This window comes from Pseudoalteromonas sp. T1lg24 (assembly GCF_002964745.1).
GTDB classification, from domain to species: Bacteria; Pseudomonadota; Gammaproteobacteria; order Enterobacterales; family Alteromonadaceae; genus Pseudoalteromonas; species Pseudoalteromonas spongiae.
Map to the genome: position 1 here is coordinate 463348 of NZ_PQCB01000016.1, position 14163 is coordinate 477510.

Below are 14163 nucleotides of genomic sequence, written 5' to 3' on the forward strand. Positions count from 1 at the left end.
AACATATTTATTATTAAGCTAAGTGCATTCACATCTAACTGTTCTAAATACATATTTTTATGTGCGAGAAGCATCGCATAAATATTCAAATTGGTATAAGTTGTACGTTGATTTAACGCAAAGCTTGTACCGAAAATTATGAATATTCGCAATATTGACCTAAATCTGCTGGTATATTTAAACGTCTTATTAGAAGAACGAAGTGTTTCACGCGCTGCAAACAAGCTTGCTTTAACACAGCCAACGGTCAGTGCTGCATTAAAACGACTACGTGAATATTTTTCTGATCCTTTATTGGTTCGCACCGCAGGTGGCATGCAACCGACTGAAAAAGCACTAGCACTAAAACCGCAGATCAACGAATTTATTCGCCTCAGTGAATCAATCACCCAATCCGACAGCCAATTTGACCCGGTTACTGCGCAACACACCTTTAAAATTTTAACCAACGATTATATTGAAAGCTGTTTACTGTTTCCGTTTATAGCCAAAACCGCTGACTGTTATCCGAATATTAGCTACAACATTACGTCCCCTGGCGACAGTTCACTTGGTGAATTGCAAGAAGGCAGTGTTGATATCGCAATTAACCGCTTTAAACAAGCGCCGACATCATTTCACCAAAAACGATTATGGCGCGATAATTTTAGGGTGATCTGTCATCAGGATAATCCGTTTGCACAAACGCCAGACCTTGATAGCTATTTAACACAGCCACATATTTGGGTGAGTCGCAGTGGTATTATCAGTGAAAACCGCATTTCAAAAGATAGTCATCCCAGCAAGCTTGGCGAGCTTGACGAAGCCCTTTGGCAAATGGAAAAAAAGCGTAATATTCAAGTCTTTACCCGCCATTTTCAGGCACAAGCGTTAATCAACGGAAGTAAAAGTTTACTGCTAACTATTCCTAACCGCTTGGCATTGGCGAGTTTTCAAAACGAACCATTGGTAACCCTGCCATTGCCATTTCAAATGGTGCCGCAAGAAATCAGCATGGTTTGGAGCCCAATAAAGCACTACGACCCAGCGCACAATTGGCTGCGCCAGCAACTCACAGAGTTTGCATCTACTTTACCGAGTTAAACTTAGATTTAGCACAGCTAATATAGACAACATCTATATCAATAATTGAATTATTCAATTTTTAAATTTTGATTAGGTTAGTTACTCTTTTTGTTAAGGCAAATGCCAATTTATCAACAAAAACGAGGAACATTACAATGAGCTCAGGTCAATTTCATAAACATCAATTCTTATACATTGAAGAAAACTTATTTAACCAGCTAACAACAACTTACCATTTAGATAACGCAGAATGTCAGGCGCAGTTTATCGAGAATTACATCAAACTATTGAAAGAATTTGGTGGCAAAATCAGAAAAGCGATTACTAAGCCGTGCGAACACACGATTAGCAATGAATCACTCTGTGAACTTGCAAGCGTTACAACACCAAGCATTACGGCTCGCCTGTTGGCTGGTGAAACCTTAGAAATTAAAGATAAATACAGCTGCCCCACGCCAACGTTAGTATTTGCAGCTTTTATTGCTGCCGCAGGTAATGCACAAGTCGTTGATGTTAAGAATATTGATGCCGAGCTGCTGTCGGTATATCAGCAATGCGTTGATTACTTGCGACCGCTTTATCAATCACAACTAAAACTATCAGCCTAAAGTAAAGGCTAATGTTTCTTGAAATTGCTTAAAGGATATCATGTTATCCTTTAAGCTTTTTTCCGCCTCAAATAAACCCTTAGTTAGACAGTTAGCCGCTTCTAAACAACCCAAATGATAAAACAGCGAAACAACCGCATTTATCAGTGCAACTGGGGTTATCTCATCACTACCCACTAAACTGTGCAACGGTCCGTGTTTTGGTTCAAAAATACAGATGTCATTGCCAAAATTAGTTTGGCTTACCTTGTTTAGTTGCCCTAAACTACCCGTAAAATATTCATTTAAAATGGTCGCTAAATAGTTCGCTGAAATGTAAATAGTATCGCCCTGCTCTGTGCGGTTTTGAGTGAAAAACTGCAGCAAAGAGCACACATCAATTGCAATATCATCAACATATTTTGGCAATGAATCGTCTGAGTTTTGACTGTAACGCTTGATTGAACTGAGCGCCCAACGCACAACACTGCCCTCAGAAATCGGTAAACTATTGGCATGGTGCACTATAGTGATGTTTTTAATATTGCGCGATTTTGCAAGCTCAATTGCAGAAGATAGCAACATATCTACGCCACTTTCTGAAATATACTTAAGTGCCATTACACTTTTTTCTGCCAGTGGCACCTTATTGACACCTAGCTCTTCTTTTAAAAATGTCGCAAGTAAATTGCCATCAAATGAATTCGTTTGCCATTCAAGCTTTATCGGCAAATCTTCACTGTTATCACGCAGGACATAAAGAGCATTACCGTTATGTGATACATATCGTGTATACGACGCGCGCAGTCCAAGTTCGTGGCGTAGCGCGACATTAAGGGATTTAAAACCATACCCTATCGGTGCGGTAATAGGCCCTATTAATGCGCATTTGTATTGTTCGATTACATTCAGTGTTTCTTCAGGAAACCAATCACCTTGATACTGCGCTGCGGCTTTCTCACCGCAAAGTACAGCTTTCCAAATAATTCTACGCTGCTCGCCATAGCACTTTTTAAGCACCTGCTCAGCTACTGTGCGGGCATAGCTCATTAACTCAGGGCCTACACCATCACCTTCAACGTAAGGTACACAAAATTCTTGATTGGGTTGGATTGTCATAGTGTGGTTGATTGATTTATTTTCCTACACTATGACAAATATGTAAGCTTAGATTCAAGCTTTATAACTAAAGTGTTGATAAAACCTTAGTAGCATGGCTTTGTCGTGTTCAGCTAGGTGCAACTTTTGGCCAAGTTTATCAATCAATTTAATCACCTTGTTAATGTAGGCAGCATACCCTGCTTTCACTACACAGTTTTCAGGCATGTAAAATACTAAATAGGCGTTACTATTGATGTAATCGTCGTCAATTAGTTGGATCACTTCATGTTCTGTGTTGCCAAAATTTAGACTCACTAGTTCACCGTTTTGATTAGCACTGCCTGAGACTAAGTTTGACTTAACAACCGGGTAGCGATTCGATGCAACATAAGCTAAGTGACTTATGCCAGCTTCTTGTGCAAGTTGAATAAGCAAGTGTGATACTTCACCATGCATTTGACTGACATCGTATTCATGATTCAGCACTTTTTCACTAAGCAGTTCACTAAAATTGGCTTTTACCACGATAAAGGCTTTACTGTTGCGCTCTTGCGGCAAGGTTAAACCAGAGCTTTCATAACGTTTTTCAATAACACGAAAACCATGAGCTTTCGATTGGGTAGCCGATGAGTGCTTTTCAAGTCCAAAACTAATGTGTTGGTGATCTTGTAATTTAATTGCATCAACAAAGCTAAACGCCGCTTTAATCTCATTTACCAACATCACAACTTTTTGATGAAATAACGCTGCATTTTCACGTAAATTTTCGCCGGTAGCGAAACACACTAAGCGAAAAGAGTGGATTGCGTTTGCATCGTCTGCACATACACCCACCACGCCTTTACTTTTTTCTGGGTTGTAGTAAACGATGTGCTGCTCATTAGTGGTGTTAATTTCATTATCAACACCATAACGTACTCGGATAAACTTGTTTGACGCAATCAAGGCAACAAAATCTATTTCATGGTTTGCGACAATACGTCTTACCTTGTTAAGCAATAACGAAAGTAATTCTTTTGGCGATGGGTTAAGTGTTTTGTCAGATAATTGTGCAACAAGCGCGTCATTTACCGCGAGCTCTGCAATAACATACTGATTGTCCCTTGAATCAGCCGGTACATAAACGCGATTATCTTGCTGCTTATTACGACTAATTAAACTTCTATTCCTGATGATTCCCATGTGCTTTCAACTCAATTGTGGATTTGCCGAGAGCTTAGGTGGGTTTAATTACAATTAGTTTGCAGTTTAGTGACAGGTAAATTAAATAGGCGAGAAATGCATTCTAGAAGTAGTTTACAACGCGTTTTATTCGATAATTAATGCTAAATATTACATTTGAATGGCATCGCAATGATCGTTTTGTGAATAAAAAAGCCGCAGGTTATTAACCTGCGGCTTTATCGCTAATTATTCTTAAATTAGAACTTAACGTTTACACCAGCGAAGAAACGACGACCAAGTACATCGTACGTGTACGGGTCAGTGTTAGAATCGTTGTTACCTGTGTAGTAAGGCGCTTGCTTATCAAATAAGTTGTTTACGCCAGCTTGTAATGACACAGTGTCATTAAGCATGTAAGAACCGCTGATGTCGTGGTAAACCACAGTACCAACACTTGGTACTAAACATTTTGCGTCTGCTTTTTGACACGAGTAGTCGTCAACACCATCGATCATACGCGCTTCGTACTGTGCATCCCAGTTGTCGCCAGACACTTTAAGGTTTAAGTTAGTTTTTAGCTCTGCGTAGCTACCTAGACCCGACGTGATTAGACCTGCGTAATCTACGCTGCCAGCACCTGCCGATTCAACTGTGTATTCGTCTAGAATTGTTACATCTAGACCTGTACGCCAAGCTAAACCAAGTGCGTCGAATGTATACTTGAAGTTTACATCGTAGCCTTTAGTGTGTTCAGTACCAATGTTTTTAAGTTGGTTGTTAAACGTTACACGACGTGTTTTGTCGTTATATTTAACAGATGCGAACTGACATAGTGCTAAATCGTTATTAACGTTTTGACCTGTCGCATCAAGACATGTTTCAACAATGTATTGCTCGTTTTCACGTGCGATTGCGTTTTCAATTTCGATATCGAAGTAATCAACCGTCATTGAGAAACCGTCTAACCAAGATGGTGCATATACAAAACCAGCGGTTAGTGTGTCAGCTTGTTCTGGTGTTAGGTTTTCGTTACCGCCAACCGTTACTTCAGCTTGCTTTTGAGCATATGGTAAATCAATTTGCTCGAATGACGGACCTTGACCTGCATATAGTTCGTTAACTGTTGGTGCACGGAAAGCGGTTGAGCGTACTGCACGAGCCATAAACTCATCATTTACACGCCATGTTAAACCTAGCTTCCACGTTTCGTCAGAACCGAATGTGCTGTAATCGAATGCACGTACTGCTGCACTTAAATCAACCATTTCTGCAAACGGTGCGTCAGCTAGAAGTGGTACTGCTAATTCAACGTAAGCTTCATTTACGTCAAAACGGCCGCCTGTAGGATCAACACGAGGGTCGTTAGCTAAACCTTGTGATGTAAGTGAATCTGGCACATACCATGCTTTTTCTTCACGGTGCTCGATACCTGCAGCAAAACCTACGTAACCTGCTGGTAATTCCATTACTTCGCCGTTTAAACCAGCTGAAAGAACTAATAACTGGCTACCACCTGAGTTGTTTTCAGTGTAGTTATAAGGCTTTAAGTTCTCTTTTGACCAGTCGCCTTGATCTAATGGGTTGAATTCTTGCTTGCTGATAGCGTCTTGAATTGAGCCCATGTTTAGTAAATTTGTAGCGCGGTCAACTGAGTCGTTACGACCGAATACAACTGACGTATCCCAACCCCAACCGTTATCGAATTCACCGTTTAAGCCAATTACTGCGCGAACTGTATCAACAACTTGCTCGTAACCACGAGGACCAACGTCAGTCATACGACGGCCGTAAGAGATCTCCTCACCATCAATTACACCGTGAGATAATAGTGAATCACCCATTGCGTCAGCATCGTATTTAAAATCAAACCATACTGGCTGTGGTGCCATTTGCTGATCTGACCAACGCTTTGAGTAAGTGAATTCAGTTACTAAACGTGTATCGTCAGTTAGGTCAAAGTTACCAACACCCGTTAGGTTTAAACGACGCATTGGCGTATATAAATAGCTCGCCTGAGAGAAATTATATGCATCGTTTTCAGTTACATAGTCATGCCAGCTGCCGTCTGCGTTACCTTGAAGGTCAGCAGTGTCACCCCATACGCGACCGAACGGTGAGTAAGGAGAACCACCACAGTAGAAGCTACCATTGTCGAAATCTTCTTCGATTGGACAATCAGAGAAATCACGGTCTGCTTGAGACGCATCGCCACGGTCTGTGTATTGTAAGCCAATTACCACGTTACCGCGGTCAAAGCTTGAACCCATTGTGATATCAAATGATGTTTCGTCTGCATCGCCCTCGCCGCTAATCGCGCCGTTAAGGTTCATATCTAGACCTTCGAAATCATCTTTTAAGATAATGTTTACAACACCCGCTACTGCGTCAGTACCGTATACTGCTGAAGCACCATCTTTTAGTACTTCAACCTGTTTGATCATTGACACTGGGATTGTGTTTAAATCAACGGTTGATGCAGCACCTGTACCTGAGTTGATCATACGACGACCATTAACAAGTACTAATGTACGTTGTGCACCTAAACCGCGTAAATCAACACGCGCATTACCACCAGAACCATTGTTTACTGCTGGGTTAGTCATTGCACCGCTTGCAGCAGTCATTTTTTGTAAAACGGCATCAATTGACGCTGCGCCAGAGGCACGAATTTCATCAGCACCAATCACTGTTACCGGGCTTGCTGTTTCCATATCAGTACGTTTGATGCGTGAACCTGTTACTTCGATACGTTCTACAGCACTTGCTGACGTTTCTTCAGCTGCTACAGCATTATGAGCAGAGAATAGTGGAACTGCTGCGGCAATCGCTAAGCCCAATTTAGTTTTATTCATAATAAACCTTTATTAGTTGTCTAACCCTTTAGTTGAAAGCACTTCAACTAAGTGAATAACTTGTTGCATTACCCACTTTCAGATACAGATTGTTGTTCCTAAATTGACGCTAGAAACATGGCTTCGGATATAAAACCAGGGAGAAATCTGAAAACGGATGCAGCAAACTAGGCTTGTGAAAATGAATGAAAACTGAATGCGAGTTCAGCTTTTGTTCAGACATAAAAAACGGCGCTTAGGATGCGCCGTTTGTTACGATTAGATTAACAGAAATAACATCTGTACCGTTTATTTATCAGTATGTTACACACTAATAACGTGCTTTTATTGATACTCGTTTTCGTGCGTTACCAGATGTAATCAATTGTAACCAAGCTACATCTGTAGACGCTCAGTTAAGCATTTGTTACGACAAAGTTGAGAGTTGCTGTTTTTTCACGCTGGCTTGAAACATCACGGTAACGTAGCTGAATTTGCCACACCATTTCGCGCTTACTACATACCCCAACCATGCCCATGGCGTGATAAGTTGAGTCATCTTTTTGCGAAAAAAATAATGGGATTTTTCCCATATACATATTTACCCCTTCAATATGCGCGTCGATGATTTCAATTTTATTACTCGGGGTAAAAACAATCTCAAACTCGGTTTCTGGTTTGACGGTTTGTTCATTAATTTTGAGCTCAGAAGAATTTATGTGCTGCTCTTTGCTCGATGCTTTTTGTGAACGACTAAACTCACCACAGCTTGTTAAAATTAGTGCTGTAAAAATGATGGTTAAAATGCGCATTAATTTCTCTTCAATAACGGGCGTTTGTAAGATGGCCGCGAATTTAGACTAAATTTGCACAAAAATAAATCACCCTCACCGAGAATATTTGATTGAGGTCATAATTTTGGGCAAATGCGCTATCTTTTTAAAAGCAAAAATTTTATTATTTCTCATGCAAAAAAAGAGTTTTACTGGGTTTGTTTTCTTGCCAGCTTAATCTTTGACTTTAGTCGTACAAAAAAGTTCGAGTTAGTAAGGTAACGAATTTGGTAAATATTTTAGAGGCCCCATTTCTTTAATTAGAACTGGGAAATTCATTTCTTATTGCAATTTATTGCAGCGGAAACCGGAAAATGAGCCAAACAACAGTAGCATCACAAACAGAATACAACTATAAAGTTGTACGCCAATTCGCCATTATGACGGTGATTTGGGGCATTGTTGGCATGGGTGCCGGGGTTTTCATCGCAGCTCAGCTAGTATGGCCTGCGTTAAACTTTGACATTCCATGGTTAACTTACTCTCGACTTCGTCCGTTACATACGAACGCAGTTATTTTCGCATTTGGTACAAGTGCACTATTTGCAACGTCTTACTACGTTGTACAACGTACCTGTCAAACGCGTTTATTCTCAGACAAGCTTGCATCATTTACCTTTTGGGGTTGGCAACTTGTTATTGTATTAGCAGCAATTACACTGCCTCTTGGTTTCACAAGTGGTAAAGAGTACGCTGAGCTAGAGTGGCCAATCGACATCCTAATTACGGTTGTTTGGGTTGCTTATGCGGTTGTATTCTTTGGTACTTTAATCAAGCGTAAAGTGTCGCATATTTATGTTGCTAACTGGTTCTATGGTGGTTTCATTATCACTGTTGCTGTTTTACACATTGTAAACAGCATGGCAATTCCAGTTTCTCTGACTAAGTCGTACTCAATCTACGCGGGCGCAGTAGATGCCATGGTGCAATGGTGGTACGGTCACAACGCAGTAGGTTTCCTACTGACAGCTGGTTTCCTAGGTATGATGTACTACTTCGTTCCTAAGCAAGCTGGTCGTCCAGTTTACTCTTACCGTTTATCGGTAGTTCACTTCTGGGCACTAATTTCTCTTTATATTTGGGCGGGTCCTCACCACCTACACTACACTGCTCTACCTGACTGGACTCAGTCTTTAGGTATGGTAATGTCAGTAATTCTATTTGTACCATCATGGGGTGGTATGATTAACGGTATCATGACGCTATCTGGCGCATGGCATAAACTTCGCCACGATCCAATTCTTCGTTTCTTAGTTGTTTCACTATCGTTCTACGGTATGTCAACGTTCGAAGGCCCAATGATGGCAATCAAATCTGTAAATGCACTATCTCACTACACTGACTGGACTGTTGGTCACGTACACTCAGGTGCATTAGGTTGGGTTGCAATGGTATCAATCGGTGCGGTTTATCACTTAATCCCTAACCTATTTGGTCAAGCTCGCATGTACAGCACTAAGCTTATCAATACACACTTCTGGTTACACACTGTAGGTGTTGTTCTGTACATCGTTGCAATGTGGATTTCAGGTGTAATGCAAGGTCTAATGTGGCGTGCGGTTAACTCTGACGGTACATTAATGTATAGCTTTGTTCAGTCACTTGAAGCATCGTATCCATTCTACTTCATGCGCTTTGTAGGCGGTGTATTCATCGTTGTTGGTATGCTAATCATGTTATACAACGTTGTTAAAACTGTTGCAGCTGAAAAAGGTGCATTGCAAGCTGAAGCTCAGCCTGCTTAAGGAGTAATGTATGAGCCAGAATAATTCACAAAACAAACACGAGATTGTTGAAAAGAACGTTGGCCTAATGGCTATCCTAACGGTTTTCGCAATCAGCTTTGGTGCACTTGTGGAAATTACACCACTAATGTTCCAAGAAGATACGACAAAACCTGTAGATGGCTTACGTCCGCTAACAGCGTTAGAAATGGAAGGTCGTGATATCTACGTGCGTGAAGGTTGTTACAACTGTCACTCACAAATGATCCGCCCATTCCGTGACGAAGTTGAGCGTTACGGCCACTACTCGGTAGCGGGTGAAAGCGTTTGGGATCACCCATTCCAGTGGGGTTCTAAGCGTACTGGTCCAGATCTAGCTCGCGTAGGTGGTCGTTACTCAGACGATTGGCACTATGCTCACTTGGTAAACCCACGTGATGTAGTTCCAGAGTCAAACATGCCAGGTTACCCTTGGTTAGCGACAAACAAAGTTGACACAACGCATACACTTAAGAAATTACAAGTGTTCCGTGACAACTTTGGTATTAACCAAGAAGCGTATCCAGGTCGTGGTTACGGCAGTGATGAAGAATTACAAGCTGATGTTAAATCTATTGAAGGTAAAACTGAAATGGAAGCGCTTATTGCGTATCTACAGCAGCTTGGTACTCACTTAAAGTAAACCACTATGGATTACGGCACATTCAGAGGCATATTTACTCTGGTATTATTAGTACTTTTTATTGCCATTGTATGGTGGGCTTACAGCAAACGTTCTAAAAAGAACTTTGATGAAGCAGCAAACGCGATTTTCGAAGACGAAAACGTACATAACAATACAGTTGGCGAAAAGGAAAAAAAGGAGTCTGAGAAATGACTACGTTTTGGAGCATTTGGGTTATTGTATTAACCATAGCATGCTTAGCAATCTGCTTCGGACTACTAGTTTGGAACTTAAAGAACTACGTAGGCGTTGAAGAAAATGAAACATGTGGCCACGAATTCGATGGTATCGAAGAGATAAACAACCCACTACCTAAGTGGTGGACAATTATGTTCTTCGCAACCTTCGTATGGGGCGTTGTATACCTTATCCTTTATCCGGGTATGGGTAACTTTAAAGGTGTTTTAGACTGGACGAGTTCAAACCAAGGTGTTTTGAACATCCAAGAGTCAAAAGACGCTGTAATAGCTAACGCAGACAAACGCGTACAGCTAGATAAAGAAATGGAAGCTGCAGAAGAACGTTTTGGTCCGGTATTCCAGCAATTCGCAAAACAAGATATTAAAGATCTTGCGACTAACGAAGAAGCACTAGAAATCGGTCAACGTTTATTCTCGCAAAACTGTGCACAGTGTCACGGCTCTGATGCACGTGGCGGCCAAGGCTTCCCTAACCTAACGGATAACGATTGGTTATACGGTGGTTCACCTGAAGCTATCAAACAAACACTTCTTCACGGTCGTGTTGCTGCAATGCCAGCGTGGATTGATGCACTTGGTGAAGATGGCGTTAAAGAAGTTACAGCCTATGTACTAAGCCTTTCAGGTCGTACTGTTAACCAAAAAGATGCAGCTGCAGGTCAAACTAAATTTGCAATGTGTGCTGCGTGTCACGGTATGGACGGTAAAGGTAACTACGCGTTTGGTGCACCTAACCTAACAGATAATGTTTGGTTATACGGTGGTTCACAACGTGCGGTTGAAGAAACGCTTCGCAATGGCCGTGCCGGTGTAATGCCAGCGTGGAAAGATATCCTAGGCGAAGATAAAGTACATATCTTAACAGCGTACGTATACAGCTTATCTCAAGATAAGTAATTGATTAGTTAAACTTAACGCGTTATTTAAACTAATTTTAAAATTGCGTTAAGAGTACGAACCTAGATCAAAAAAGCTCCCAATCGGGAGCTTTTTTTTACCCTTTTCACACCACATCAAGTAGAATAACGCCACATTTGATTTAACGATTATTCACTATGTCTACAACCCCTTGGTATAAACAATTTTGGCCTTGGTTTATCATCTTTGTACCAGCGAGTGCCGTTATCGCATGTATTACCCTGCTTTTTTATATGTCTGACAAAGGGCCTTCAATGGTTGTTGACGACTATTACAAAAAAGGCAAAGCAATTAACTTAGAACTCTCTAAGTTTGACCGTGCTAAAGCACTTTACTTGCACGCAGACCTAACCGTTAGTAACGGTGTTGTTACCGTTAATTTCACAAAGGGCGACTCACTTAAGCCTGCTGCACTAAAAGTATCGTTTTATCACACCACATTAAAAGATAAAGACGTTGACTTAATGCTAGCACCTAACGCCAACGGTGCGTATTCAGGCGTTAGCGAAAAATTGCTTGATGCACGCTACACGGTATTTATTGAACCGATTGGCGGCGAATGGAAATTAAAAGAAAACATAAAACTACCTTACGACAGCGCATTTAAGATTAAGCCAGAATATAAGTAACCTATGTCTAAAAACTGTTTTCATTGCTTAGAGCCTATTCCAGCAGGTATTTCATTAAGCATTACCTTTGAAAATGACGAAAAGCCGATGTGTTGTTTGGGCTGCCAAGCAGTTGCCGAGGCGATTATTGAACAAGGTATGTCGGATTATTACAAATACCGCACCGACAGCGCAGGTAAAGTTCAAGAACTTGTGCCGGAACAGATTAAAATGTTCCAAAGCTACGATGATGAAGATATTCAGTCAGAATTTCTCACCAAGCAAGGTGATATCGCAGAAATCTTGCTGAGTGTCGAAGGCATTAGTTGCGCGGCATGTGCTTGGCTTATTGAAAAACAGTTACTTAATCTAGGTCACGTGATGCGTGTTGATGTAAATACATCAACCTATCGCGCCATGGTAAAATGGGATCAGTCCAAACTAAAACTCAGTACCATTATTGAGTCATTGGCACGCATTGGTTACCGTGCCTACCCCTTTCAACAAGATCACGAAGAGCAACAAAAGCGACAAACAGCGCAATCCTATGTGCGCAGGTTAGGTGTTGCTGGCCTGATGACCATGCAAGTCATGATGTTCGCTTTTGCCATGTACTTTGGTATGTTCTCAGGCATGGATGAAGGCTTTGAGCAATACTTCCGTTGGATCAGCTTAGTACTTGCCACACCGGTTATTCTCTACTCTGCCCTGCCATTTCTTACGTCTGCGATTCGTGGTTTAAAAGCCAAGCAACTGAATATGGACTTACCGGTATCACTTGCTATTTTTGGCGCGTATGGTGCAAGTTGCTGGGCAACCGTGTTTGAAACCGGCGAAGTGTATTTTGAATCTATCTGCATGTTTACCTTCTTATTATTGTTAGGTAAATATTTAGAATTCCGCGCTCGTTTAAAGGCTTCTGAATTTACTGCCAACTTGCAAAAACTGTTACCGCTTACCGCCCGTTTAGTAAATGATGAAGAAGAAATCATTGCGGCAAAACGTCTTAAATTAAACGACAAAGTGATGATCAAAGCAGGTGAAACAATCCCTGCGGATGGTATTCTAATCGACGGTAAAACGTCTGTTGACGAAGCAATGATGACAGGCGAACACGCCGCCGTTGCTAAAACAGTTGGCGACCAAGTTTATGCCGGCACGGTCAATCACGATGGCGTTATTAGCATTGAAGTTAACCAAATTGGTCAAGACACACTTATTAATCAGATAGTCCGCCTGCAACATCAAGCGCTCACTTCGCGTCCTAAAATCGCAGAAATTACCGATAAAGTGGCGCAATGGTTTGTGGCATGTTTACTTGTATTTGCATCGATTACCGCTTTTTCGTGGTACCACATCGAACCAGAACATGCGTTTTGGGTGACCATCGCAGTACTTGTAGCTACCTGTCCATGTGCTCTGAGTTTAGCTATCCCCACGGCGCTGACTTGTGCTGTTGCCAAACTCACCCAGCAAGGGGTACTAATTAAACGCTCCCACGTGCTCGAAACCTTAACTAAGGTTACTGATATTGCGTTTGATAAAACGGGTACGTTAACCGAAGGTAAATTCACCTTACTTGATACCAAATTGTTTGATGACAGCGTGTCATTAGAACAGGTTTACGCGCTAGCAAAAACCTTGGAAACCTATTCAGAGCACCCTATTAGTAAAGCTTTTACCGAATTAGATGTGTCACCTGTCGCAATTAGTGATGTTGAAATTGAAACAGGAAAAGGTATCTCTGCAGTATTCCAACAGCAAACTGTTGCTATCGGTAAAGCAAACTGGCATTGCCAAGTAGCAGATACAACGCACGACGTGTTTTTATACCTAAACGAGCGCGTGATCGCGGGCTTTAAATTACAGGATAAAATTCGCGACCATGCGGCAGATACCTTAAGTGCACTTAAAGCTAATAATTTGCAGCTGCAAGTTTTAACGGGCGACCCTTCGCTTGCAGGTAAACAACTAGTATCAAGCTTAGGCATTGATCATGTAAAAACAGGTTGTAGCCCAAGCGATAAACAAAAAGAGGTTGAGCAACTTTCGCATCAAGGCAAAATTGTTGCTATGGTCGGTGATGGCGTGAATGACAGCCCGGTATTTAATAGCGCGCATTTATCAATTGCGATGGCATCGGGTGCAGATATATCAAAAAACACCGCCGATGTTGTTTTGCTAAACAGCGAACTTAATGGCATCAGTCGATTATTTAATACAGCTAAATTGACTCGCCGAGTGATAAAGCAAAACCTTGCTATTTCGCTATGTTACAATGGCTCTATATTACCACTTGCGGCAATGGGCATGGTACCGCCATGGGTTGCTGTTATCGGTATGTCGGCAAGTTCACTAATCGTAATCGGTAATTCATTACGTTTACTTAAATAAAGGGGCACGTAACA

Annotated in this window: 12 protein-coding genes; 8 read left to right on the plus strand and 4 right to left on the minus strand. The window is 41.4% G+C overall.

Annotated features, from left to right (window positions below):
- Positions 1 to 138: 138 nt before the first annotated feature.
- Both C2M30_RS09525 and C2M30_RS09530 read left to right on the plus strand, forming a co-directional pair.
- The gene (locus C2M30_RS09525) at positions 139 to 1083 is read left to right on the plus strand and encodes a LysR family transcriptional regulator (protein WP_105171467.1); all 945 of its coding nucleotides are present in this window, start codon (positions 139 to 141) and stop codon (positions 1081 to 1083) included.
- 137 nt (positions 1084 to 1220) lie between these two features.
- A complete protein-coding gene (locus C2M30_RS09530; RefSeq protein WP_105171468.1) occupies positions 1221 to 1673 on the plus strand; it encodes a hypothetical protein in 453 nt (150 codons plus the stop codon).
- On the opposite strand, the gene C2M30_RS09535 is transcribed toward C2M30_RS09530, so the two are convergent.
- From C2M30_RS09535 to C2M30_RS09550, 4 genes are all read right to left on the minus strand, one after another.
- Positions 1665 to 2771 (minus strand): isocitrate/isopropylmalate family dehydrogenase, encoded by a 1107-nt coding sequence (locus C2M30_RS09535; RefSeq protein WP_105171469.1) that lies wholly within the window; start codon positions 2769 to 2771, stop codon positions 1665 to 1667. The two genes, C2M30_RS09530 and C2M30_RS09535, sit on opposite strands and share 9 nt — an antisense overlap.
- A gap of 54 nt (positions 2772 to 2825) precedes the next feature.
- Positions 2826 to 3935, minus strand: a complete 1110-nt coding sequence (locus tag C2M30_RS09540; RefSeq protein WP_105171470.1) for a DUF3083 family protein — start codon at positions 3933 to 3935, stop codon at positions 2826 to 2828.
- Positions 3936 to 4174: 239 nt separating this feature from the next.
- Complete coding sequence (locus C2M30_RS09545; RefSeq protein WP_105171471.1) at positions 4175 to 6769, minus strand: TonB-dependent receptor; 2595 nt, start codon at positions 6767 to 6769, stop codon at positions 4175 to 4177.
- Between the two features lie 395 nt (positions 6770 to 7164).
- On the minus strand, positions 7165 to 7560 hold the full coding sequence (locus tag C2M30_RS09550) for a hypothetical protein (protein WP_105171472.1): 396 nt from the start codon (positions 7558 to 7560) through the stop codon (positions 7165 to 7167).
- A gap of 335 nt (positions 7561 to 7895) precedes the next feature.
- Between C2M30_RS09550 and ccoN the strand changes: the two genes are divergently transcribed.
- From ccoN to C2M30_RS09580, 6 genes are all read left to right on the plus strand, one after another.
- Positions 7896 to 9326: a cytochrome-c oxidase, cbb3-type subunit I gene (gene ccoN / locus C2M30_RS09555; protein WP_054980100.1), complete on the plus strand. Its 1431-nt coding sequence runs from the start codon at positions 7896 to 7898 to the stop codon at positions 9324 to 9326.
- A 10-nt stretch (positions 9327 to 9336) separates the two neighbouring features.
- Complete coding sequence (gene ccoO, locus C2M30_RS09560) at positions 9337 to 9987, plus strand: cytochrome-c oxidase, cbb3-type subunit II (RefSeq protein ID WP_100913281.1); 651 nt, start codon at positions 9337 to 9339, stop codon at positions 9985 to 9987.
- A gap of 6 nt (positions 9988 to 9993) precedes the next feature.
- Complete coding sequence (locus tag C2M30_RS09565) at positions 9994 to 10182, plus strand: cbb3-type cytochrome oxidase subunit 3 (protein ID WP_010560215.1); 189 nt, start codon at positions 9994 to 9996, stop codon at positions 10180 to 10182.
- Positions 10179 to 11126, plus strand: a complete 948-nt coding sequence (ccoP, locus tag C2M30_RS09570) for a cytochrome-c oxidase, cbb3-type subunit III (protein WP_100913280.1) — start codon at positions 10179 to 10181, stop codon at positions 11124 to 11126. The genes C2M30_RS09565 and ccoP overlap by 4 nt, the downstream gene beginning before the upstream one ends.
- A 158-nt stretch (positions 11127 to 11284) precedes the next feature.
- A complete protein-coding gene (locus C2M30_RS09575; protein ID WP_100913279.1) occupies positions 11285 to 11776 on the plus strand; it encodes a FixH family protein in 492 nt (163 codons plus the stop codon).
- A gap of 3 nt (positions 11777 to 11779) precedes the next feature.
- Complete coding sequence (locus C2M30_RS09580) at positions 11780 to 14149, plus strand: heavy metal translocating P-type ATPase (RefSeq protein WP_105171473.1); 2370 nt, start codon at positions 11780 to 11782, stop codon at positions 14147 to 14149.
- Positions 14150 to 14163: the final 14 nt, after the last annotated feature.